The organism is Telluria beijingensis (genome assembly GCF_030770395.1).
GTDB lineage: Bacteria > Pseudomonadota > Gammaproteobacteria > Burkholderiales > Burkholderiaceae_D > Telluria > Telluria beijingensis.
In genome coordinates this window covers 3,147,934-3,171,456 of the sequence record NZ_CP132480.1, presented here as the reverse complement: position 1 = coordinate 3,171,456, position 23,523 = coordinate 3,147,934, and the positions used below count along the sequence as shown (strand labels likewise).

Here is a 23,523-nt window from a genome sequence, read left to right as displayed (position 1 = left end):
ACCATGTCGAAATTCGGTCCAGAATACGTCCGCGCCATCGCCCCTTACCAGGCCGGCAAACCCATCGCCGAAGTCGCCCGCGAGTTCGGTCTCGACGAAGCGACCATCGTCAAGCTGGCGTCCAACGAGAATCCGTTCGGCCTGCCGGAATCGAGCCGCGCCGCGATGCTCGAAGCCGCCGCCGATCTCGGCCGCTACCCGGACGCCAACGGCTTCGAACTGAAGGCCGCGCTGTCGCAGCGCTACGACGTGCCGCCCGAGTGGATCACCCTCGGCAACGGCAGCAACGACATCCTGGAAATCGCCGCCCACGCCTTCGTGCAGAAGGGGGAAGCAGTCGTCTACTCGCAGTATTCGTTCGCGGTGTATGCGCTGGCGACGCAGGGCGTGGGCGGCCGCGCCATCGTGGTCCCGGCCGTGAACTACGGCCATGACCTGGATGCGATGGCCGCCGCGATCGATGCCGATACCCGCCTGGTCTACCTCGCCAACCCGAACAACCCGACCGGCACCTTCATCCCTGCCGAACAAGTCGAAGCCTTCCTGCAAAAAGTGCCGGCCAATGTGGTCGTGGTGCTGGACGAAGCGTACAACGAATACCTGGCGCCGGAACACCAGTTCGAATCGAGCGCCTGGGTGCGCAAGTACCCGAACCTGATCGTCTCGCGCACCTTCTCCAAGGCCTATGGCCTGGCCGGCCTGCGCGTGGGCTTCGCCATCGCCCAGCCCGACGTGACCGACCTGATGAACCGCATCCGCCAGCCGTTCAACGTCAACTCGCTGGCGCAGGCCGCCGCGATCGCGGCGCTGAACGACAAGCCGTTCCTGGAAAAGGGTGCGCAAAATAACGCCGCAGGCTACAGGCAGATGATCGCCGCCTTCGAGGAGTTGAAGCTCGAGTACGTGCCGTCGTTCGGCAACTTCGTGCTGGTGAAAGTCGGCGACGACGACCAGGCCGGCGCCCGCGTGAACACGGCGCTGCTCAAGCAGGGCGTGATCGTGCGTCCGGTCGGCGCCTACGGCCTGCCGCAGTGGCTGCGCATCTCGATCGGCCTGCCGGAAGAGAACGCGGCCTTCATCGAAGCGCTCAAGAAATCCCTTAGCTGAATGCTCGGTAAAGTCCTTATCGTCGGCGTCGGCCTGATCGGCGGCTCTTTCGCGCTGGCGCTGAAGAAGGCTGGCCAGGTGGGCGAGGTGGTCGGCATCGGCCGCCACCCCGAGGCGATGGCGCGCGCTTTGGCGCTCGGCATCGTCGATCGCGTGAGCGATGACTACGCGGATGCGCTGCGCGGCGCCGACCTCGTGCTGCTGGCGGCGCCGGTGGCGCAGGCCGGCGCCATCCTCGAAGCGCTGTTGCCGCACCTGGAGCGGCAGACGGTCGTGACCGACGCCGGCAGCACCAAGTGCGACGTGGTCGCGGCCGCGCGCGCGGTGCTGGGGGACCGCGTACGCCAGTTCGTGCCCGGCCACCCGATCGCGGGCAGCGAATCGAACGGTCCCGACGCTGCCTTGCCCGGCCTGTACCAGGGCAAGAAATGCGTGCTGGCGCCGCTGCCGGAAAACGCGGCCGAGGACGTCGAACGGGTCGCCAGCGCCTGGCGCGCCTGCGGCGCCGCGATCCACACGCTCACCCCGGAAGACCATGACCGCGTGTTCGCCGCCGTCAGCCATTTGCCGCACCTGCTGGCCTATGCGCTGGTGGACGATATCGCCGCCAGGCCACACGCCGACCTGCTGTTCCAGTACGCCGCCAGCGGCTTCCGCGACTTCACCCGCATCGCCGGTTCGTCGCCCGAGATGTGGCGCGACATCAGCCTGGCCAATCGCGCCGCGCTGCTTACCGAGCTGGATGCATATCTGGCACAATTGACGTCGATGCGGGCCATGCTCGCGGCCGCTGACGGCGTCGGTTTGCAAGGAATCTACGCGACCGCCCAGCGCGCCCGCCGCGAATGGCAAGAAGCCATCGAGGCCGGCTCGCTGGACCGGCGTTCGCCCAATCAGGAAAACACATGACGCAGCAAAAACACTACCCGCAGCATATCGACCTCGAGCCCGTGCTTCATGCGCAGGGCACGGTGCGGCTGCCGGGTTCCAAGAGCATCTCGAACCGCACGCTGCTGCTGGCGGCGCTGTCCGAGGGCGCGACCACGATCCACGACCTGCTGGCCTCGGACGACACCATGGTGATGCTGGGCGCCCTGCGCTCGCTGGGCATCCAGTGGGACGAGGTCGACGAGCGCACCGTGGTCGTGCACGGCAATGGCGGCGAGTTGCCGAACCATGAGGCCGACCTGTTCCTGGGCAATGCCGGCACCGCGATCCGTCCGCTGACCGCCGCCCTGGCCGTGATCGGCGGCGACTATACGCTGCATGGCGTGTCGCGCATGCACGAGCGCCCGATCGGCGACCTGGTCGACGCACTGAACGACGTCGGCGCCCAGATCGAATACACCGGCGAAAAAGGCTTCCCGCCGCTGCGCATCCGCCGCGGCCGCGTCAACCCGCAGCGCATCGCCGTGCGCGGCAATGTGTCGAGCCAGTTCCTGACCGCGCTGTTGATGTCGGCGCCGCTGATGGCCAAGAGCCATCCGGTGGCGATCGACGTCGTCGGCGAACTGATCTCGAAGCCGTATATCGAGATCACCCTGAACCTGATGCGCCGCTTCGGCGTCGAGGTAGAGCAGAACGGCTGGGCCTCGTTCACCGTGCATCCCGGCCAGCGCTACCGCAGCCCCGGCACCATCCACGTCGAAGGCGACGCCTCGTCGGCATCGTATTTCCTGGCGGCGGGCGCGATCGCCGGTGGCCCGGTGAGGGTCGAAGGCGTGGGCGAGCACAGCATCCAGGGCGATGTGCGCTTCGCCGATGCGCTGGAGAGAATGGGAGCCATCGTCACCCGCGGCGACAACTGGATCGAAGCGCGTTCGAACGGCGTATTGAAAGCCATCGACGCCGACTTCAACCACATCCCGGATGCTGCGATGACGATCGCGGTGGCGGCGCTGTACGCCGACGGTCCGAGCACGCTGCGCAATATCGCCAGCTGGCGGGTGAAGGAAACCGATCGCCTGGCGGCCATGGCGACCGAGCTGCGCAAGGTTGGCGCCGAGGTGGAGGAGGGGCCGGACTATATCCGCATCACCCCGCCCGAGGAACTGAAACCGGCCACCATCGATACCTATGACGACCACCGGATGGCGATGTGCTTCTCGCTCGCCTCGCTCGACGGCAAGGCGCGGCGCGGCAATGCGATGCGGATCAACGATCCGAAGTGCGTGGCCAAGACCTTCCCCGATTATTTCGAGGCGTTCGCGGGCATCGCGCGCGACGAGTTGTTTTAACCGTTAGCCAGGGAATCCGCATGCCGAATTCGAACATACCAGTCATCGCCATCGACGGCCCGACCGCCTCGGGCAAGGGCACGGTTGCCAGCCGGGTCGCCGAGCGCCTCAGTTTTCATCTGCTCGACTCGGGCGCGCTGTACCGGCTGACGGCGCTGCAGGCGCTGCGCCGCGAAGTCGACCTGCGCGACGAGCATGCGATCGCCAAGCTGGCCGAGCACCTGCCGGCGCGTTTCCAGGGCGGCAATATTTACCTGGCGAATGAAGACGTCAGCCATGCGATCCGGGCCGAGGAAGTGGGCAATATGGCGTCGAAGATCGCCGCGCTGCCGACCGTGCGCACGGCCTTGTTCGGGCTGCAGCTGGGCTTTCGCCAGACGCCGGGGCTGGTGGCCGACGGGCGCGATATGGGCACTGTGATCTTCCCTGGCGCCAAGCTGAAGGTGTTCTTGACCGCAAGTGTTGAGGCCCGTGCGACACGCCGGTATAAGCAATTGATTGACAAAGGATTTTCTGCTAATATGGACGATCTGCTCGCGGATTTGCAGGCCCGTGACGAGCGCGACACCAAGCGCGCGGTCGCTCCCCTGGCGCCGGCGGAGGATGCGCATCTGCTGGATACGTCCGAAATGGGCGTGGATGAGGCAGTGGAACAGGTCATGGCCTGGTATTCGCAGAAGTAACCCGGCAAAAGTAATCAAGAAGAGTTTTTAAAGACTTTGAATGGCGTTTCGATGCCTTCGGCGTAAGCCGTTGGCGTCAAAACGTCATTCCCGCGCAGGCGGGAATCCAAGTCCGTAACGCCGCCGTTGGCTCGAGTCATCGCCGTGGCGGCTGCGCTAAGTAACTTGGGTCCCCGCCTTCGCGGGGACGACGGTCTCACGGCCGGCGTCCTTTGGTGCTTGCAACAGATTTTTGGCGTTGCAGGCGTGTTTTAACCCTAACCCAGTTCAGTCCGCATATTGCCGGCCTGCTGGTTAACATGAAATATCCCACTTTTATGTCTACTGCAACTCAAGATACCGGTATGGAAAGCTTCGCAGCCCTCTTCGAGGAATCGCTGCAACGCCAGGACATGCGTTCGGGCGAAGTCATCTCGGCTGAAGTCGTGCGCCTGGATCACAACTTCGTGATCGTCAACGCCGGCCTGAAGTCGGAAGCGTTCATCCCAGTTGAAGAATTCAAGAACGACCAGGGCGAACTGGAAGTTCAAATCGGCGATTTCGTTTCCGTGGCTATCGAGTCGCTGGAAAACGGCTTCGGCGACACCATCCTGTCGCGCGACAAGGCCAAGCGCCTGGCATCGTGGCTGGCACTGGAAAAAGCGATGGAATCGGGCGAAATCGTCACCGGTACCGTCAACGGTAAAGTCAAAGGCGGCCTGACCGTCCTGACCAACGGCATCCGCGCCTTCCTGCCGGGTTCGCTGGTTGACACCCGTCCAGTCAAGGACACCACCCCATTCGAAGGCAAGACCCTCGAATTCAAGGTCATCAAGCTGGACCGCAAGCGTAACAACGTCGTGCTGTCGCGTCGTGCCGTCATCGAAGCCTCGATGGGCGAAGAGCGCGCGAAGCTGATGGAAACCCTGAAAGAAGGCACCGTGGTGACCGGCGTCGTCAAGAACATCACCGACTACGGTGCGTTCGTCGACCTGGGCGGCATCGACGGCCTGCTGCACATCACCGACCTGGCATGGCGTCGCGTGCGTCACCCGTCGGAAGTCCTGTCGGTTGGCCAAGAGATCACCGCCAAGGTCCTCAAGTACGATCAAGAGAAGAACCGCGTTTCGCTGGGCGTCAAGCAACTGGGCGACGATCCATGGACCGGTCTGTCGCGTCGTTACCCACAAGGCACCCGCCTGTTCGGTAAAGTCACCAACCTGACCGACTACGGCGCGTTCGTCGAAGTGGAACAAGGCATCGAAGGCCTGGTCCACGTGTCGGAAATGGACTGGACCAACAAGAACGTGGCTCCAAACAAGGTTGTCCAGCTGGGCGACGAAGTGGAAGTCATGGTCCTGGAAATCGACGAAGAGCGTCGCCGTATCTCGCTGGGCATGAAGCAGTGCAAGGCGAACCCATGGGACGACTTCGGCATGACCCACAAGAAGGGCGACAAGGTCAAGGGTTCGATCAAGTCGATCACCGACTTCGGCGTCTTCATCGGCCTGCCAGGCAATATCGATGGCCTGGTCCACCTGTCGGACCTGTCGTGGACCGAAGCCGGCGAAGAAGCCGTGCGTCGCTTCAAGAAGGGCGACGAGCTGGAAGCCGTGGTCCTGGCAATCGACGTCGAGCGCGAGCGTGTTTCGCTGGGCGTGAAGCAGCTGGAAGGCGACCCGTTCAACACCTACTCGTCGCTGAACGACAAGGGTTCGCTGGTCACCGGCACCGTGAAATCGGTTGAGCCAAAAGGCGCCGTGATCTCGCTGAGCGAAGAAGTCGAAGGCTACCTGCGCGCGTCGGAAATCTCGCGTGACCGCGTGGAAGACGCTGGCACCCACCTGAAAGTGGGCGACAAGGTCGAAGCCCTGGTCATCAACATCGATCGCAAGGCTCGCAGCATCCAGCTGTCGATCAAGGCGAAAGACAGCGCCGACACCCAGGAAGCGATGAGCAAACTGGCGAACGACAACAGCGCAGCTTCGGGCACCACCAGCCTGGGCGCACTGCTGAAGGCCAAGTTCGACAATAAGAACTAATCAGGAATTTCCTGAGGAGCTGCGATGACCAAATCCGAGCTGATCAACCGTCTGGCTGAGCGTTATTCGCAGCTGGTGGCAAAGGATGCGGAATTCGCTGTCAAGACCATCCTCGACGCGATGACCAACGCCCTGGCGACCGGGCAGCGCATCGAGATCCGTGGTTTCGGCAGCTTTTCGCTGAACAGCCGTCCCCCGCGCATCGGACGCAATCCGAAGTCCGGCGACAAGGTGATGGTGCCTGAGAAACGGGTGCCGCACTTCAAGCCGGGCAAGCAGTTGCGCGAGCGGGTGGATGCGATGGTCGGTCAACCGATCATCAACGATTGAGTCGTTTCAAGCCCACAAGAACGGCATCCGCGAGGATGCCGTTTTTTTATCTCTGCCATCGGGCCAGCGGTCCCACGCCCCATACCATTTTGAAATATCATGGCGAATATGCGACACTTCGCCCTCACACCATTCTCCAGCGGAACCTGCTGATGAAATTCGTCTCGACCATCGTCGGAATCGTCCTGTTCATCCTCTTCTTCGGCTTCGCCCTGAAGAATACCCAGGAAGTCGACCTGCACTTCTTCCTGCAATATGAATTGCGCGGCCCGCTGGTGCTGATGCTGCTGGCCTTCTTCGTTGCCGGCGCCGCCTTCGGCATCATGGCGCTGGCCCCGACCGTGTTCCGCCAGCGCCGCGAGAAGTGGCTCAACAAGATCACCATCCAGTCGCTGCAAAGCGCCGCCGGCACCGGCACCCCGGTCGCGCCGGCGCCGGACAGCGTGCCGCCGGCCCCGCCGCGGCACTGAACAATAAGAAAACAAGAACTCCATGGAATTCGAACTCTGGATGCTGCTTGGCATCCCCTTCTTTTTTGGTCTCGGCTGGCTTGCGGCCCGGGTCGACATCAATGAACTGGTCTCCGAATCGCGCACCTTGCCGCGCGGCTATTTCAAGGGCCTCAATCACTTGCTGAACGACCAGCCCGACAAGGCCATCGATTCCTTCATCGAGATCGTCAAGCTCGACCCCGAGTCGAGCGATATGCACTTTGCGCTGGGTAACCTGTTCCGCCGCCGCGGCGAGACCGAGCGCGCCATCCGCGTGCACCAGAACCTGCTGGCGCGGCCCGACCTGCCGGCTGAAGACAAGGCGCACGCGCAGTACGAGCTCGGTATCGACTACCTGAAAGCCGGCCTGCTCGATCGCGCCGAGGAAACCTTTGATCAACTGGTCGACTCATCGTACGCCGTCAAGGCGCGCCGCTCGCTGCTCGAGATCTACCAGCGCGAGAAAGAGTGGAAACGCGCCATCGCGGCCGCAGAAGGGCTGCAGGAATCGGGCGCCGGCTCACGTCAGAAAGAAATTGCTCAGTTCTATTGCGAATTGGCCCAGGATGCGCTGGTACATACCGCGCCAAGCGACGCCATGCTGCTGCTGGACAAAGCCCTGGAAGCCGACCGCAACAGCGTGCGCGCCACCATCCTGCGCGGCGACGCGCTGCTGGCCCAGGGCGACGTCGAAGAAGCCCTCAAGACCTGGCGCCGCGTCGAGCAGCAGAGCGTGCCGCACGTGGCCCTGGTCGCCGCCCGCCTGATGGATGGCTACCGCAAGGTGGGCCGCCCGCAGGAAGGCGTCAACCTGCTCAAGTCCTACCTCGCCGAGGCCTCGTCGATCGACCTGATCGAGGTGGTGTTCAAGGCCGTCATCGAACTCGATGGCGTGCAGGCGGCCAAGGAGCTGGTGGTCGAGGAATTGCGCCGCAATCCGACCCTGCTGGGCCTGGATAAACTGCTGGAAGCGCGCCTGATGGATGCGCCGGCGAATATCTGGGAAGAACTGTCGATGGTCAAGAACCTGGTGCAGCGCTATACCCAGAAGCTGGCGCGCTACCAGTGCAGCCACTGCGGCTTCAAGGCGCGCCAGTTCTACTGGCAGTGCCCCGGGTGCAACCGCTGGGACTCCTATCCGCCGCGCCGCACCGAAGAACTGAATGTGATGAACTGAGCGCCATGAACAAGCCGACCCCGAGCCGCCTGCTGGCGGCCGACGATTTCCGCCAGCAGGCGGCCCCGCAACTGTCCGCCGTGCGCCTGCTGGTGGTGGGCGACGTGATGCTCGACCGCTACTGGTTTGGTGACGTGTCGCGCATCTCGCCCGAGGCGCCGGTGCCGGTGGTGCGGATCCAGAAACGCGAAGAACGCCTGGGCGGCGCCGCCAATGTGGCGCGCAATGCCGCCGCGCTGGGCGCGCACACGGGCTTGCTGGGCGTGGCCGGCGCCGACGAGGCGGGCGACCAAATGGAGCAATTGCTGCAGGCGGGTGGCATCCACAGCTACCTGAAGCGCGACGAGGCGATTTCGACCATCATCAAGCTGCGCGTGATCGGCCGCCAGCAGCAGATGGTGCGCATCGACTTCGAGGATGCGCCGACCGAGGACGTGTTGCGCGACAAGCTCACCCAGTTCAAGGCGCTGCTGCCGGACTATGACGTGATCGTGCTGTCCGACTACAACAAGGGCGCGCTGGTGAACGTGGCCGAGATGATCGCGCTGGCGCGCGCCGCCGGCAAGATCGTGCTGGTCGACCCGAAGGGCGACGATTTCACGCCGTATCGCGGCGCCAGCATCCTGACCCCGAACCGTTCCGAGCTGCAGCAAGTCGTCGGCGGCTGGAAGACCGAAGAGCAATTGCTCGAGAAAGCGCAAAAGCTGCGCGAGGAACTGGGCCTGGATGCGTTGCTGCTGACCCGTTCCGAAGAAGGCATGAGCCTGTTCACGCAGGACGAGGTGCTGCACGTGCATGCCGACGCGCGCGAGGTGTTCGACGTCTCGGGCGCCGGCGACACCGTGATCGCCACCCTGGCCACCATGCTCGGCACCGGCGCGCCGCTGGCCGAGGCGCTGGTAACGGCCAACCGGGCCGGCGGTATCGTGGTCGGCAAGCTGGGCACGGCGACCGTGACCCGCGAGGAGCTCTTCCCCGCCTGACCCTTGATCGCGCTCAGTCCTCGAGCATCAACAAAAGCCGGGGTCATCCGTCTAAGTGAACTCCGGCGGCGCCGCCGTCGGGTGTATTCACCTACGGAGAACATCAATGATCAAGAAACTGATACTGGCGGTCGCCGCGCTGGTCGCCTCGGCCGGCTTCGCCTTTGCCCAGGTCGATGTCAACAAGGCCGATGCTGCCGCGCTCGACGGCGTGAAGGGCGTGGGACCGAGCATGTCCAAGAACATCCTGGACGAACGCGCCAAGGGCGAGTTCAAGGACTGGACCGACCTGCAGGGGCGGATAAAAGGCTTGGGTGACAAGAAGGCCGCGAAGCTGTCCGAAGCCGGCCTGGTGGTCAACGGAAAGGGCAAGGAGGGCGCTACGGCGGCGCCGGCCGCCAAGGCCGTCAAGGCCGCCAAGCCGGCCCAGACGGCCGATGCCAAAGCCGCAATGTGACATGTATTGACTGACATTCCCCGAGGCGCATGGCAAGATGTGCAAGCTCATCTGTTACAGCTTGCACATCCAATACCAGAAAGGTAATCATGCCTCACGCCCGTGTTTCCACCGCCTTGCTGGCGGCCCTGCTGGCAGCCTCGGCCGGCGCTTCCGCAGCTACTCCCGCACAACCCAATATCACCGCCCAGCAAGCCCAGATCAACAAGATCCTTGGCGAGATTTCGCAGAAGCGCATCGAAGGCCATATCCAGAAACTGGTCAGCTTCGGCACCCGCCACACGATGTCGGAAACCGAGTCCGAGACGCGCGGCATTGGCGCCGCCCGGCGCTGGATCAAGGCCGAGCTTGAGCGCTGCGGCGCCGGCACGCCGCTGCAGGTCGCCTTCGAAAGCCACGTGGCCCCGGTCTCGGCGCGCATCTCGAAGCCGACCGAGATCGTCAACGTGGTCGCCACGCTGCCGGGCACGCAGGCGGCTTCGAAGGACCGCATGTACGTGGTCAGCGGCCACTACGATTCGCGCGCCTCGGACGTGATGGACGCCACCTCGGATGCGCCGGGCGCCAATGACGATGCCTCGGGCACCGCCGCCATCATGGAACTGGCCTGCGTGATGGCCAAGTACAAATTCGACGCCACGCTGGTGTTCATGGCCGTGGCGGCCGAAGAGCAGGGCCTGATCGGCGCCCGCCACTGGGCGACCCAGGCCCGCGAGAAGGGCTGGAACGTGGCCGGCATGTTCACCAACGACATCATCGGCAGCTCGCGCGGCGACGATGGCAAGGTCGACGACAAATCGGTGCGCCTGTTCGCGCAAAGCATCCCGGCGACCAAGGAAATGAGCGAGGCCGTGCGCCAGCTGGTGGCTACCGGCGGCGAGAACGATTCGCTCTCGCGCCAGCTCGCGCGCCATACCAAGGAGCAGGGCGAGCGCTACGTGAAGGGCTTCAAGGTCAACGTCATCCAGCGCCACGACCGCTACCTGCGCGGCGGCGACCACATGCCGTTCCTGGAGCAGGGCTATGCCGCGCTGCGCTTCACCGAGCCGGCCGAGAACTTCGACCACCAGCACCAGGACCTGCGCACCGAAGGCGGCAAGGTGTATGGCGACACGATCGATCACGTCGACTTCCGCTATGTTGCCAACGTCACCAAGGTCAATGGCGCCGCGATGGCGTCGCTGGCGCTGGCGCCTGGCGCGCCGCAAGACGTCAAATTGCGCACATCGGGTCTCACCAACGATTCGACCCTGGTGTGGAAGGCAAACGCCGAACCCGACCTGGCCGGTTACCGCCTCGTGTGGCGCGACACCACGTCAGCCAACTGGGAAGGTTCGAAGTGGGTCGGTAATGTCACTGAAGCCACGGTCGACCTGTCGAAAGACAATGTGTTCTTCGGCGTGCAGGCTGTCGACAAGGACGGCAACGTCAGCCCGGCCACCTATCCCTTGCCCCTGCGCTGACGCAGCATAAGCCAGGCTTCTCGTCCCTGGCGGAAGATGTCCGTCAGGGCCTGACCAAACGCCGACTTGCTTCTCGGATTAAAATGGCGCTTTGGTATCGCAAGGAATAGAGAAAGCAATGGCTTACAAGACCATCGAAGCCACGATCGGCAATACGCCGCTCGTGCAGCTGCAGCGCCTGCCGGGCGCTGACATCGCGGCCCGCAACAACATCATCCTGGGCAAGCTGGAAGGCAATAACCCGGCCGGCTCGGTGAAGGACCGGGCAGCGATGTCGATGCTGCGCGGCGCCGAATTGCGCGGCCAGATCAAGCCGGGCGACACCCTGATCGAAGCGACCAGCGGTAATACGGGCATCGCGCTGGCGATGGCGGCGGCGATCCTCGGCTACAAGATGATCCTGCTCATGCCAGACAATCTCTCGGTCGAGCGCCGCCAGAGCATGGCCGCCTACGGCGCGCAAATCATCCTGACGCCGAAATCGGGCGGCATGGAATATGCGCGCGACATGGCCGAGCAGATGCAGAAAGATGGCCAGGGCATCATCCTCGACCAGTTCGCCAATTTCGATAATCCGCGCGCGCACTACGAGACTACCGGTCCCGAGATTTGGAGGGATACGGAAGGACGTGTTACCCACTTCGTCAGCGCCATGGGCACCACCGGCACCATCATGGGCGTCTCGCGCTACCTGAAGGAACAGAACGAGGCGATCCGCATCGTCGGCGCCCAGCCCGAAGAAGGCTCGTCGATCCCGGGCATCCGCAAATGGCCCGAAGCCTATCTGCCGAAGATCTTCGAATCGGCGCGCGTCGACCAGGTCGAGAACGTCAGCCAAGCGTCCGCCGAGCAGATGGCGCGCCGGTTGGCGGCCGAAGAAGGCATCTTCTGCGGCATCTCGGCCGCCGGCGCCTGCGAAGTGGCATTGCGCATCGCCCAGACGGTCGAGAACGCGACCATCGTGTTCGTGGTGTGCGATCGCGGCGACCGCTACCTGTCGACCGGCGTGTTCCCGGCTTAAAAGACAGCGCCCAATAAAAAGGCCGCCTGGATGACAGGCGGCCTTTGTCGTATCAGTCGCTGGGACTGCGTAGACCTTACAAGCGGCTCATCGCCGGCCCGGTCGGTCGTCCGCCAATGCGGCGGCTCGTACGCCCGCGCGGGCGTACGCACTACTCACGTGGCGGCGCGCAGGGCGCCGCCAATCCTGTGCACAAGGGGAGGGCCAGGGCGCGCAGTACCATCACCGCCACGCCCGCGGCGCCTCAGTCCTTTGCAGGAACCGCACCTTCCTTCGGCTTGAACTGCTTGTCGCTGATGCGGAACTTCGCACGGCGGTCGCCCATCAGGTAGCGCAGGTCGCGGATCGACAGGTCGCTGACTTCGTGCATGCGGATCAGCAGCGAAGCGCCGACCGGCAGGCGATGGTGGCGGATCTTCGAAATCACCGGCGGCGCGACTTCGAGTGCGCGCGACAGTGCTGCGTCGTTCTTCAGGCGCAGGTTCTCGATCAGGGTGTCGAGCAGGCGGTTCGGGTTGTACTGAAGCAGCTCATCGCCTTCCGAATCGCTGTTCATATCAATGCCGACTTGGTTAGTCATGATTCATATTCCTATCAGGGGGGTGAAACGGAGTCGCTGGAGGCGCTCGATTCCGCAAATTTAATTTCGTAATTTTCTATTCAATTGTACAACTATTTTTATTCCGATACTCATGAGCAAGTCGGAATCATTTCTCTTCCCTCGGCTTCGTTGTCTGATTGCAACAATAGCCGCAATGCAATTCTCTCACAAACTCACTGGCAAAATATATTGTTTTTTATTTAAGCAACAGTGTACGGGCATCCAGCAAATGATGCAGCACAGTACGTTTTTTGCTGACGAAATGGAAAGAAAATGGGGGGTATGTTAACAGCGATGCCAGATTTGCCACGAAAGCAACTGGCCCTGTCATGGATACCCCTGGGGGGTATGTAGGAGGATGCCTACGAACAATAGGAAGGGAAGAGGGGAAACCTGTTACAAAGGATTACAAAGTTTCCCCGCTGGAAACAGTCAACCGGGTCGTGCCGCCCGCACCGCGCGGCCCAGATCGACCACCGACATGGCGTAGAAGTAACTGCGATTGTATTTTGTGATGGCATAAAAATTATCGTTAGCCACCCAATATTCTGTTGCATCCGCGCCATTCTGCAGGTCAATCAAGCCATACAGGCGGTCGCCCGGCAGGGCCGCCGCAGTGGCAACGCCCGCCGCGCGCAGCTCGTCCGGGCGTAGTGTCGCTTCGAGGCCACGCGCGATCAGGGGCTCCCAGGCGCGCGCCGGCGAGACGTCGGCCGGGTACACGGTCGGGCCGCGGTGCTCGGCATTCCAGCCATGCTGGACCAGGAAATTGGCTACGCTGCCGATGGCGTCGGTCGCCGAGCCGCGCAAGTCGACCCGGCCATCGCTATCGAAGTCGACCCCGTATCTGAGGATATTGCTCGGCATGAATTGCGGCATCCCGACCGCGCCGGCAAACGAGCCGAGCAGCGAGAACGGATCGTAGCCGCGCTCGCGCGCCAGCACCAGGGTGTTGGCCAGCTCGTCGCGGAAGAAGGCCTTGCGCGCGGCCTGGTTCGGCGTTTCAGGATAGGCGAAGGCGAGCGTGGTCAGGCTGTCCAGCACGCGGAACTTGCCGGTGTCGCGGCCATAGATGGTCTCGATGCCGATGATGCCGACGATGATCTCGGCCGGCACGCCATAGGCGGCCTCGGCGCGCGCCAGCGCCTCGGCGTTCTCGTTCCAGAAGCGCACGCCGGCGCGGATGCGGATCGGCTCGATGAAGCGCGCGCTATAGGCTTGCCAGTTCTTCGGCTTGCCCGGCGGTGCCGGCTTGACCAGCTGCACGGCGCGATCGATGAAGCGGACTTCCTTGAATATCGTCTGCAGCGCTTCGCGCTCGAAGCCGTGGGTGGCGACCATCTCTTCGATGAACTCGCGCACCGGCAGCCATTCGAGGAAGTTGACGTGTTCGGGGTCCAGCTCGGCCGCGGCGGCGGTCGCGGCCTGGGACGCGGTGGATTGGCCGGCGGCGCCGGCATCGCCAGGCGCGGCCGCGAAGAGGGCGACTGCGGAAAACAGGGAAACAATGGATTTCATCTGACTTGCGATAGTAAGCTTTTCAAGGTGGCGGTAAGCCGGGGATCGGCGGCCGGGGGCGCATAGCGCCAGGCACTGTAGCGTCGCAGGAATTCGCTGGCCGCTGCGCGCGATTGGGGCGCCAGGTCGGCGGCGCCGTCGACCCGCGCAGCAAAGGCGCTCGGTCCTTCGTCCTGGGCACGCGCCAGGCCCAGCTGGCCGAGACGCTTGCACAGGGTCGAGTATAGAGCATCGGCCGGATGGGTCGCGCGCCGCCGGCGCACCATCCGCAGCACCAGCAGCGCCAGCACGACTGCCGCCGGCAGGACGACCAGCGGCCAGCCGGACAGCTTGCGCTGCAGGTCGCGCACGACCGCGCGCTGGCGCTCCGGCGTGTAATTGAGCACCCACTGGTTCCAGCCATTGTTGACGGCGTTGACGGCATTGCGCAACTGGACCATCCAGGCTTTGCCCTGGCCCTGGAAGGGGTTCATGCCGCGCAGCGCCTCGATGCCGAACGGGGCCGGGCGCGGCACCGAGGCGTCCAGGCCGCGCCGCACGCGCTCGGGCGCCACCGCGGCGGTCGGGTCGATCCGCTGCCAGCCGCGGCCCGCGATCCAGACTTCGGCCCAGGCGTGGGCATCGGACTGGCGCACCGTCATGAAGCCGTCGAGCGGGTTGATCTCGCCGCCCTGGTAGCCGGTCACCACGCGCGCCGGCACGCCGGCCGCGCGCATCAGGAACACGAAGGCGCCCGAGTAGTGTTCGCAAAAGCCGGAGCGGGTGCCGTACATGAATTCATCGACCGTGTGCCGTCCCAGCAGCGGCGGCGCCAGCGTGTACTGGAACGGCTGCTCGCGGAACTGCCGCAGTACCGCTTCCACCCGCTGCATCGGATCGCCAAGCTGGCGCAGTTCGCGGCCGGCGGCCAGCGCGCGCGGATTGAAGCCATAGGGCAGCAGCAGCCAGCGCCCGGCGTCGTCCAGGGCCGGGCCGGCCTGGAGGGCGAAGTCCAGGTGCGAGCTGGCGCGGTAGCGCACCCGGCTGCCCAAGGGATCAGTGGCCATCAGCTCGAACTGCGGCGAGATGCGTAGCCGGTGGCCCGGCACCGCCGGCAATTCGCCCGGCATCTCGAGTGCGAACACCCAGCGCGCCGACGAGGGTTCGAGCGTCACTTCATACTCCAGCGCGTCGCCGCCGACCGCCAGGTGCAGGTCGCGGCCGGAAGCCTGGCTGGCGCCGCGCGACCAGGTCAGGCCGTCGAAGAAATCGAGCACCGGGCCGCGCCAGTACAACTGGGACTGCAGCGGGGGACGGCCGAAGAAGCGCGCCCGGAACGCCGGTTCCTCGGACAGCGCCAGGTTGGACATCTGGCCCGGCGCCATCTGGTCCGACAGACCCGAGCGGCCGCCGGCGTCGCCCGGCATGCTCCACAGCGGCCCGTGGATGCGCGGGAACACCACGAACAGCACGATCGCGATTGGCGCCGCGAAGGCCAGCATGCGGCCCGCCATCGCCAGCCGCACGCGCAGCGGCGGCACCGCGCCGGTGAACTGGAACGATAGCTGGGTCGCCAGCAGGAGCAGCACCGAAGCGATGGTCAGGAGCGCGGTGCCGATGCCCTGGGCATAGAAGAAGTTGGTCAGCACCAGGAAGAAGCACAGGAAGATCACGACGAACAGGTCGCGCCGCGCATGCATCTCGAGCATCTTGAAGGCGACCAGCAGCACCAGCATCGCCACCCCGGCGTCCTTGCCGAGCAGGGTGTCGTAGCTGAACTGGACACCGGCCATCGCCGCCACCGCCAGCGGCAGCAACAGCAGGGCCGGCGGCATGCGCTTGCCGCGCAGCGTGATCGCGGCGCGCCAGGCCAGGGTGGCGCCGCACAGCAGCGCGACCCACAGCGGCACGTGCAGCGCATGCGGCGCCAGCACCAGCACCGCGGTCCCCAGCAGCAGCAGGGTGTCGGCCTTGTCGCGGCTCAGGGCCGTGGTCAGGCGCTTCATGCCGCGTCCTCGATCCCGTACAGCGCCAGCGCGCGCAGGCAGGCCGCCTGGTGGGCGGCGCCGAGGGCGGCGTCGAAGCGCACCGCGCCCAGGCGGAAGGCATAGGGCAGGGCGCGGCCCTCGGCGTCCAGCACCCAGCGTGTCAGGCGAGACAGACGCAGCTCGAGGTCGAGCGTGCCGGGCAGGGCGTCGAAGTCGAGCACCAGCTCGTCGCCACCGCCGCCCTCGAAATGCTTCGACAGCAGGGCGCCCGACTCGCCGCCGAGGCGGGCGATCTGGCGCCAGGCAAGCCGGCGCGGCGAATCGCCGGCCTGGTAGTTGCGCACGCCGGCGAAATCGTCGTGGCCGGGCGCGCGCAGGCTGCCGCCGTCGTCGCCTCTCAGCGGCAGCGCCGGGGCGCCATCCTCGGGGCGCGGATAGACCAGCGCGCGCGTGGCCGGGCGCCAGTAGCTCCAGGCGTTGAACAGGCCGAGCGGAAAGCGGGTCGACAGCCTGACCCGGGCCGGCGCCAGCCAGCCGCGCCGCTCGGTCGGCACCGCCAGCGTCAGCAGCGCGTGGCTGCCGGGGGCGATATCGGCCACGTGGCGCGCTTCGCGCACGTCGGCGAAATCGGCGCGGATGGCGTAGCGCGCCAGGCGCGTGCGGTTGAAGACCTGCAGCTCGAACTGCGCTTCCTGGCCGGCGAACACCGGCGCGCCCCGGCCCTGCTGCAGCGCCAGGTGGGCCAGGTTGCGGTAGGTGGCGACCATGTCGACCAGCGCGCACGACAGCGCGAGGAAGGTCAGGCCGAAGCCCAGGCCCAGCGTGTAGTTGATCGAACCGACCAGCAGCACCGCCAGCAGCAGGGCGAAGCCCAGGCCGGCCCGGGTGGGCAGGATGAACACGCGGCGCTGCCCGAGCACCACTTCGCCGGCGTCCTGGGTGCCGGCGCGCGGCAGCCAGGCGCCGGTGGCGCGCCGCAGCCGTCCGCGCAAGCCTCCCGCAGCTTGCGCCATCAGACCGGCACCGCCTTCTGCAGTTGCAGCACCAGGTCGCGGCTGGCCAGCGCGGTGCCGTGGGCGGCGCGCAGCGGCCGCAGGCGGTGCGCGCAGACCGGCACCAGCACCGCCTGGATGTCTTCGGGGATCACGTGGTCGCGCCCCTCGAGCGCGGCCCAGGCACGGCCGGCCTGCAGCAGCGCCAGCGCGGCGCGCGGCGACAGCCCTTCGGCGAACAGGCCGTTCTGGCGCGACGCCTGGGCCAGCGCCTGGACATAGTCGACCAGCTTGCCGGATGCGTGGATCGCGCGCAGCTGGCGCTGGGCGGCCGCCAGTTCCTCGGGCTGCATCGCCGGCGGCAAGGCCTTGAGCATGCTGCGCCGGTCTTCGCCCATCAACAGCGCGCGCTCGGCGGCGGCGTCCGGATAGCCAAGGCTCAGGCACATCAGGAAGCGATCGAGCTGCGATTCGGGCAGCGGGAACACGCCGACCTGGTTGGCCGGGTTCTGGGTGGCGATCACGAAGAACGGCTCGGGCAGGGGGCGCGTGACGCCGTCGGCCGAGACCTGGCGCTCTTCCATCGCCTCGAGCAGGCCGGACTGGGTCTTGGGCGTNGGCGATCACGAAGAACGGCTCGGGCAGGGGGCGCGTGACGCCGTCGGCCGAGACCTGGCGCTCTTCCATCGCCTCGAGCAGGCCGGACTGGGTCTTGGGCGTGGCGCGGTTGATCTCGTCGGCCAGCAGCACTTGCGTGAAGATGGGGCCGGGGTGGAACACGAAGGCGTTCTTTTCGCGCTCGTAGACCGAGATGCCGGCCACGTCGGCCGGCAGCAGGTCGCTGGTGAACTGCACCCGGTTGAACTTGAGGCCGAGCGAGATCGCCAGCGCATGCGCCAGGGTGGTCTTGCCGACGCCGGGCAGGTCGTCCAGCAGCAGGTGGCCGCCGGCCAGCAGGCAGGTCAGGGCCAGGCGTACCTGCTGGTCCTTGCCGACCACGACTTCGTTGACCTGGCGTGCGACGGCGTGCAGTTTGTTAAACATGGATGGATTCCGGTAGTGGTCGTCTTCAATTCGGCGGCCGGCGTGGTAGATTAGCGCCATTGGCAAGCTTCATGCCCTGCAAGGTACAGCCGTCCCGGGGGATTCTATGCGAGAACGGCGGCGCGGGGTATGAATGGATGAGCATTGGCGGAGACGACAGCATCATGAGCACAGCGATTTACAGCCACCCCGACTGCCTGCGGCACGAGATGGGCAGCTGGCACCCCGAATCCCCGGCCCGCCTGCAGGCGATCGACGACCAGCTGATCCTGGCCCGGCTGGACGGGCTGCTCGAGCAGCGCAGCGCGCCGCTGGCCGAGCTGGACCAGGTGTTGCGCAACCATACGCCGGGCGCGCTGGCGCTGGTGCGCGAGAACGTGCCGGCCACGCCGGGCGACTATTACCCGCTCGATGGCGACACCTCGCTCTGTCATTACAGCTACCAGGCGGCGCTGCGCGCGGCCGGGGCCGCGGTGGCCGCGACCGACGACGTCATCAAGGGCAGCGTGTCGAATGCCTTCTGCTCGGTGCGCCCGCCCGGCCACCACGCCACCCCGACCACGCCGATGGGGTTCTGCTTCTTCAACAACGTCGCGATCGCGGCGCGCCATGCGCTCGAGGCCCACGGCCTGGAGCGGGTCGCCATCGTCGACTTCGACGTCCACCACGGCAACGGCACCGCCGACGCCTTCCGCGACGAGCCGCGGGTGCTGATGGCCAGCTTCTTCCAGCATCCGTTCTATCCGTACAGCGAGCCGGAGCCGGTCACGGCCAACCGCATCAACCTGCCGGTGCCGGCGCTGTGCGACGGCGACGCGGTGCGCAAGCTGGTGCGCGAGCATTGGCTGCCGGCGCTGCACGCCTTCAAGCCGCAGATGATCTTCATCTCTGCCGGCTTCGACGGCCACCGCGACGACGATATGGGCGGCATGGGCCTGGTGGAGGCCGATTATGCATGGATCACGCGCCAGGTGATGGCGGTGGCGAACGAGCACGCCGGCGGGCGCGTGGTGAGCTGCCTCGAAGGCGGCTACGACCTGTCGGCGCTGGGGCGCAGCGTGGTGGCGCACCTGAAGGCGATGGCGGATCTGGAGTAAAACACGGGAACGGTCAGGAAACCCAACGGCGCTTTTCGCGCAGTCACGCATGACCGGCCGCTTGGTCAGTACGCTTGCTATATCCTGACGACAGCAGCAGCAGCTAGCTGTTGCTTGGGCACGCGCTGGCCAATTTCGGCGGCGCCCCGCGTGCCCTCAAGGGCGCCCATCCCAACGCCGCCGGCGTCTGCGGCTACATTGGCTGCGTGCAGGGCGGCTGGAACTTGACATCCTCCCCGCCCTGAAGGACGAGAATTCCTACGGCGCCGCACGCTGAGCTGTTGGGCGCTTCGGTGGGTTCCTGCTTCGTCGAGCGGCCTGGCTGCACCATCTCTCCACAGGCTAATACGCGATGTCCTCGCGCTAAGACGTTAATTGCGGCGACTACATCGGCATGATTTTTGTAGCCGCAATCGACGCACAAGAATGACGCCTGAGTTTGCCGATTCTCTCTCGAGACGTGACCACACCACGGGCAAGTCTGGCTGGTGTGTTGCGGTGGCACGCATAGCAATACGCCGCCACACCACGCCATCTTGTAGTTGAGCTGCCGCCGGAATTCGCCCCATCCCTGATCGAGAATGGCGCGGTTCAGACCGCTTTTCTGGCTGACCTTCTTGCCCGGCTGTTCGATTGTGCCCTTGGAAGACCTGGACATATTCCGTACCTGCAAATCCTCAATGCAGACGAGTGCGTGGTTTTTGCTGATCGCCGTTGTGGTTTTATGCAGGAAGTCTTTTCGCGCGTTCGCGATGCCGGTGTGAATCTTCTGGACGCGGGCTTTCGCCTTCTTCCAGTTGTTGCTGAACTTGACCTTGCGGCTCATGCTGCGCTGGCAGCGTGCCAGGCGAGGTAGATGCTTCTTGAAACAGTTTAGCGGGACGATGAATTCGCCGTCGCTCATCGTGACGAATCGACCGATACCGACATCGATGCCGATGGCCGTTGTCGCTGTGGGAAGCGGCTGTTCGACTTCGCGTTGCGTCTGGATCGACGCGAACCACTTTCCGCCTGACTTGCTGACGGTGACGTTGCGGACTTCGCCCAGTACCTCACGGCTTTTGCGGTAGCGTAACCACCCGAGCTTCGGCAAGGAGATGCGATCGTTGGCCTGGTCGAGCTTGATCTGCTTCGGATCAGGGTAGTGGAAGCTCTCGCCGGCGCCTTTGCGCTTGAAGCTGGGGAAGTCGGCTCGGTTCTCGAAAAAGTTCTTGTACGCCTTATCTAAGTTCTTCAAGGCTTGTTGCAATGGGTGGCAAGGCGAGTCTTTCAGCCATGGCGTTTCAGCACTGTTGCGCCAACTGGTCAAGTGCTTCGCCATGGCGACGTATCCGATGAACTTGTTACCAGCGTCGTGGTTTTCCTTTTGCAGCGCCAGCGCCTTGTTGTAGACGAAGCGGCACGCTCCGGCGTAGCGACGCATGGCACGTGCTTGCTCGCCACTGGGCATCAGTTCGTACTTATACGCTTGTAGACGTAACATGCTTCGATTGTCGTCGGTCTACGAGCAGTGATAACGACATACGTCAATGAAGAATTAACCAGTATTCGTACGAAGCTCTGGAGCGGCGCACCCATTGCCGCTATACAGCGGTACATCGAATATCGGCTGCCCCTGCACTGACGATGACGAGGACAGCTCCGCCGTCTGCGCCTGCCCCGGCAGTGAATAGCGAGGTTTGCCGCCGCAACTATTCGAGTGGCTGCGGGTAGTATCGTGCGCCTTGAGTGGTTCGGAACTTGGCCGCGGATCAATAAGGCAGCAGCGGCAACTGGTCGACCAGCGCCGACACCACGATGGCGCAGCACAGCATCAGCACGCCATACCAGCGCACCAGCGACCGTTTCAGTTTTTCCCGTGCGCGCATTCCCATCTCCGTCGTGTGCAGGCAAGACGGGAGTGTGCGCCTCGAATATGTCAACAGTGTTGCAACAGCTCAACGGTACGTGCCGTGAAAAGCGGGGTTGTGGCCGTCGCGCTACGTTTGCAACTAGGCTCAGCGTAAAATAGCGCCTTGGACGAAAGATTAAGAGAGCAATAGTATGTCGATTCAATGGTTCCCTGGCCACATGAACGCGGCCAAGCGGGAAGCGGCCGAGCAGATGGAAAACATCGATCTGGTGATCGAGGTGCTCGACGCGCGCCTGCCCGAGGCGAGCTGCAACCCGCTGGTGGACCAGTTGCGCAAGTTCCGCCAACGCCCCTGCCTGAAGGTCTTGAACAAGATCGACCTGGCCGACCCCAATGCGACCGCCGCCTGGAAAGCCTATTACGATGCGCAGGACGGCGTGACCGCCTATCCGATGACGACCAAGAAGCCGGCCGATGTGGCCCGCATCCCCGACCTGGCGCTGTCGCTGGCGCCGCACCGCGGCGTGCCGACCAAGCCGCTGCGCATCATGATCATGGGTATCCCCAATGTCGGCAAATCGACCCTGATGAACGCGCTGCTGAAGAAGCGCGTGGCCAAGGTGGGCGACGAGCCGGCCGTGACCAAGACCCAGCAGCGCCTGTACCTGAACAAGAACGTGGTGCTGGTCGACACCCCCGGCATGCTGTGGCCCAAGATCGCCATGGCCAGCGACGGCCTGATGCTGGCCGCCAGCCACGCGATCGGCACCAATGCCCTGGTCGAGGAAGAAGTGGCCGAATACCTGGGCGAGCTGCTGCTGCAGCGCTACCCTCAACTGCTCACCGCGCGCTATGGCTTCAAGACCGAGGGCATGGATGGCGTGGCGGTGATCGAGGGCGTGGCCCAGCGCCGCGGTTTCCGCGTACGCGGCGGCGACTTCGATTACGAGAAGGCGGCGCATACGCTGCTGCAGGATTATCGCCAGGGCGCCCTGGGCCGCATCAGCCTGGAAACGCCCGAGTCGCGCGCGGCCAGCCTGGCGGCGCACGAGGCCGAGATGGCCGAGAAGGCGCGCATCGCGGCCGAGAAGGCCGCGGCGAAGGCCGAGGAAGCGGCGCGCGGCAAGCGGGGGACGTGATATTCGCCGCTAGCGCGCTCCCTGCGTAAGCCTCGAAACGTCGTACCCGCGCAGGCGGGTACCCAAGTTTGCTAGCGTTTCGACAGCATGAGCAGTACTTGGGTACCCGCCTGCGCGGGTACGACGTGTGAGCGGTATGGTTGCTTGCTTATGACTGCGGCGCCGCCCCGAACCTGAAACTCGACACCGCCAAATTGCCCATGAACGCGTCTTCATGATAGACGCAGGCCGCGGCCTCGTGTTCGGCCGCCCCCAGCGCCACCATCAGCGGGATCAGGTGTTCTTCGCGCGGATGCGCCGCCCGCGCCATCGGCGCCGACTCCCATTGCAGCAAGTCCTGCGCGCGTTCGGCAGGATCGCGTCCGAGCAGCGTCTGCTGCAACCACCCATCGAACGCCCGCGAGGCCTCGCGTCCATTCGGCCCGAACTGGCGCAGGTTGTGGTACGACAGCCCGCTGCCGATGATCAACACGCCCTCGTCGCGCAGCGGCGCCAGCGCACGGCCCGCGGCCAGGTGGGCGGCCGGATCGAGGTCGGCCCTGAGCGACAGCTGCACCACCGGCATGCGCGCTTCCGGATACACCGGATACAGCATTGAGAACGTCCCATGGTCGAAGCCGCGTTCGGCGTCCAGCGTCGCGGGATGGCCGGCCTCGTTCAGCAGATCGGCCATGCGCCGCGCCAAAGCCGGTTCTCCCGGGGCCGGGTAGGTGATCTGGTAGGTATGCGACGGAAAGCCGCCATAGTCATAAATCATGCCCGGCGCCGCCCCGGACGACACCATGAACTGCGGCGTCTCCCAGTGCGCAGTCACGACCAGCACCGCGCGCACCGCATCGCCAGCCTCGACCCGCATGGCAGCGAGCGAGGCGGCCAGCTGGTCATAGGCAGTGCCGTACTGCTCGCGCATCCACGGCCAGGGACCGCCGCCGTGCGACACGAAATAAGTGGGTAGACGCGCCATGGACACTCCCGTGATGAGCATGAAAACGACGATGGTAGCCGATCCCGCGCCAGGCTGCCGGCGGCCGGGCAGCGGGCGGCTTGTCAGGTTATAATCGCCCCGTTTTGGTGCTCTCGCGCGCGTCCAGGTGCGCGAAGTTAAACGGGAAACACGACATGGCCGCGCCCCGCGCCGCCATGGAGGTGTGCTGCCCCCGCAACGGTCAACAAGCGCCGCGCCTGCTCTTGCAGCGCGGCAGGCGGTCTCGACAACCACTGTGCATGACGCGCAGGAAGGTGAGGCCGTCATGCTTGCCAGCCCGGATACCGGCCAAACAGGTGGAAGCGCGTCGTACGTGCTTCCGTTGACTCTGGCCTGCGGGGACGCGGGCCGGTGCCTT

20 protein-coding genes, 2 pseudogenes and 1 riboswitch are annotated in these 23,523 nt (G+C 65.0%); of the genes and pseudogenes, 14 read left to right on the top strand and 8 right to left on the bottom strand.

What is annotated here, in order from left to right; all coding sequences use genetic code 11:
- The first annotated feature begins 3 nt into the window (after positions 1–3).
- The 12 genes from hisC to cysM all read left to right on the top strand — a co-directional run bounded on the left by hisC (position 4) and on the right by cysM (position 11,970).
- On the top strand, positions 4–1,107 hold the full coding sequence (gene hisC, locus Q9246_RS14070; RefSeq protein ID WP_306391201.1) for a histidinol-phosphate transaminase: 1,104 nt from the start codon (positions 4–6) through the stop codon (positions 1,105–1,107).
- Positions 1,108–2,016: a prephenate dehydrogenase gene (locus tag Q9246_RS14065; protein ID WP_306391200.1), complete on the top strand. Its 909-nt coding sequence runs from the start codon at positions 1,108–1,110 to the stop codon at positions 2,014–2,016. It begins immediately after the preceding gene.
- A complete protein-coding gene (gene aroA / locus Q9246_RS14060) occupies positions 2,013–3,344 on the top strand; it encodes a 3-phosphoshikimate 1-carboxyvinyltransferase (protein WP_306391199.1) in 1,332 nt (443 codons plus the stop codon). The genes Q9246_RS14065 and aroA overlap by 4 nt, the downstream gene beginning before the upstream one ends.
- 20 nt (positions 3,345–3,364) lie before the next feature.
- The gene (gene cmk, locus Q9246_RS14055) at positions 3,365–4,027 is read left to right on the top strand and encodes a (d)CMP kinase (RefSeq protein WP_306391198.1); all 663 of its coding nucleotides are present in this window, start codon (positions 3,365–3,367) and stop codon (positions 4,025–4,027) included.
- A 299-nt stretch (positions 4,028–4,326) separates the two neighbouring features.
- Positions 4,327–6,048: a 30S ribosomal protein S1 gene (rpsA, locus tag Q9246_RS14050; RefSeq protein ID WP_292034509.1), complete on the top strand. Its 1,722-nt coding sequence runs from the start codon at positions 4,327–4,329 to the stop codon at positions 6,046–6,048.
- Positions 6,049–6,072: 24 nt separating this feature from the next.
- A complete protein-coding gene (locus tag Q9246_RS14045; protein WP_005668997.1) occupies positions 6,073–6,378 on the top strand; it encodes an integration host factor subunit beta in 306 nt (101 codons plus the stop codon).
- 152 nt (positions 6,379–6,530) lie between these two features.
- Positions 6,531–6,848 carry a LapA family protein gene (locus tag Q9246_RS14040; RefSeq protein ID WP_306391196.1) on the top strand — a complete coding sequence of 106 codons (318 nt, stop codon included), beginning with the start codon at positions 6,531–6,533 and terminating at the stop codon, positions 6,846–6,848.
- A gap of 22 nt (positions 6,849–6,870) precedes the next feature.
- Positions 6,871–8,046, top strand: coding sequence for a lipopolysaccharide assembly protein LapB (gene lapB / locus Q9246_RS14035; RefSeq protein ID WP_306391195.1), 1,176 nt, complete (start codon positions 6,871–6,873; stop codon positions 8,044–8,046).
- Positions 8,047–8,051: 5 nt separating this feature from the next.
- Positions 8,052–9,029: a D-glycero-beta-D-manno-heptose-7-phosphate kinase gene (gene rfaE1 / locus Q9246_RS14030; RefSeq protein WP_306391193.1), complete on the top strand. Its 978-nt coding sequence runs from the start codon at positions 8,052–8,054 to the stop codon at positions 9,027–9,029.
- Between the two features lie 106 nt (positions 9,030–9,135).
- Positions 9,136–9,486, top strand: coding sequence for a ComEA family DNA-binding protein (locus Q9246_RS14025; RefSeq protein WP_306391192.1), 351 nt, complete (start codon positions 9,136–9,138; stop codon positions 9,484–9,486).
- A gap of 89 nt (positions 9,487–9,575) precedes the next feature.
- Positions 9,576–10,949 carry a M20/M25/M40 family metallo-hydrolase gene (locus tag Q9246_RS14020; protein WP_306391191.1) on the top strand — a complete coding sequence of 458 codons (1,374 nt, stop codon included), beginning with the start codon at positions 9,576–9,578 and terminating at the stop codon, positions 10,947–10,949.
- Between the two features lie 118 nt (positions 10,950–11,067).
- The gene (gene cysM, locus Q9246_RS14015) at positions 11,068–11,970 is read left to right on the top strand and encodes a cysteine synthase CysM (RefSeq protein ID WP_306391190.1); all 903 of its coding nucleotides are present in this window, start codon (positions 11,068–11,070) and stop codon (positions 11,968–11,970) included.
- A 244-nt stretch (positions 11,971–12,214) separates the two neighbouring features.
- Here cysM and Q9246_RS14010 read toward each other — a convergent pair whose 3' ends face one another.
- The 6 genes and pseudogenes from Q9246_RS14010 to Q9246_RS26540 all read right to left on the bottom strand — a co-directional run.
- The gene (locus Q9246_RS14010; RefSeq protein WP_306391189.1) at positions 12,215–12,550 is read right to left on the bottom strand and encodes a hypothetical protein; all 336 of its coding nucleotides are present in this window, start codon (positions 12,548–12,550) and stop codon (positions 12,215–12,217) included.
- A gap of 453 nt (positions 12,551–13,003) precedes the next feature.
- Positions 13,004–14,089 (bottom strand): lytic murein transglycosylase B, encoded by a 1,086-nt coding sequence (gene mltB / locus Q9246_RS14005; protein WP_306391188.1) that lies wholly within the window; start codon positions 14,087–14,089, stop codon positions 13,004–13,006.
- The gene (locus tag Q9246_RS14000) at positions 14,086–16,074 is read right to left on the bottom strand and encodes a transglutaminase TgpA family protein (RefSeq protein WP_306391187.1); all 1,989 of its coding nucleotides are present in this window, start codon (positions 16,072–16,074) and stop codon (positions 14,086–14,088) included. The genes mltB and Q9246_RS14000 overlap by 4 nt, the downstream gene beginning before the upstream one ends.
- A complete protein-coding gene (locus Q9246_RS13995) occupies positions 16,071–17,069 on the bottom strand; it encodes a DUF58 domain-containing protein (protein WP_306391186.1) in 999 nt (332 codons plus the stop codon). The genes Q9246_RS14000 and Q9246_RS13995 overlap by 4 nt, the downstream gene beginning before the upstream one ends.
- Positions 17,069–17,665: pseudogene (locus tag Q9246_RS26545) on the bottom strand (AAA family ATPase); the annotation flags it as partial. The pseudogene Q9246_RS26545 and the gene Q9246_RS13995, both read right to left, overlap by 1 nt.
- A 13-nt stretch (positions 17,666–17,678) precedes the next feature.
- Positions 17,679–18,092: pseudogene (locus Q9246_RS26540) on the bottom strand (AAA family ATPase); the annotation flags it as partial.
- A 164-nt stretch (positions 18,093–18,256) separates the two neighbouring features.
- Here Q9246_RS26540 and Q9246_RS13985 point away from each other — a divergent pair.
- Positions 18,257–19,189, top strand: a complete 933-nt coding sequence (locus tag Q9246_RS13985) for a histone deacetylase family protein (RefSeq protein ID WP_306391185.1) — start codon at positions 18,257–18,259, stop codon at positions 19,187–19,189.
- A gap of 193 nt (positions 19,190–19,382) precedes the next feature.
- Here the strand turns inward: Q9246_RS13985 and Q9246_RS13980 are convergent, their stop codons facing one another.
- On the bottom strand, positions 19,383–20,672 hold the full coding sequence (locus Q9246_RS13980; RefSeq protein ID WP_306391184.1) for an RNA-guided endonuclease InsQ/TnpB family protein: 1,290 nt from the start codon (positions 20,670–20,672) through the stop codon (positions 19,383–19,385).
- A gap of 560 nt (positions 20,673–21,232) precedes the next feature.
- Here Q9246_RS13980 and ylqF point away from each other — a divergent pair.
- A complete protein-coding gene (ylqF, locus tag Q9246_RS13975) occupies positions 21,233–22,180 on the top strand; it encodes a ribosome biogenesis GTPase YlqF (RefSeq protein WP_306391183.1) in 948 nt (315 codons plus the stop codon).
- A 148-nt stretch (positions 22,181–22,328) separates the two neighbouring features.
- Here the strand turns inward: ylqF and Q9246_RS13970 are convergent, their stop codons facing one another.
- Positions 22,329–23,144: a DODA-type extradiol aromatic ring-opening family dioxygenase gene (locus tag Q9246_RS13970; RefSeq protein ID WP_306391182.1), complete on the bottom strand. Its 816-nt coding sequence runs from the start codon at positions 23,142–23,144 to the stop codon at positions 22,329–22,331.
- Positions 23,145–23,232: 88 nt separating this feature from the next.
- A riboswitch (cobalamin riboswitch) is annotated at positions 23,233–23,472 on the top strand.
- Positions 23,473–23,523 lie beyond the last annotated feature (51 nt).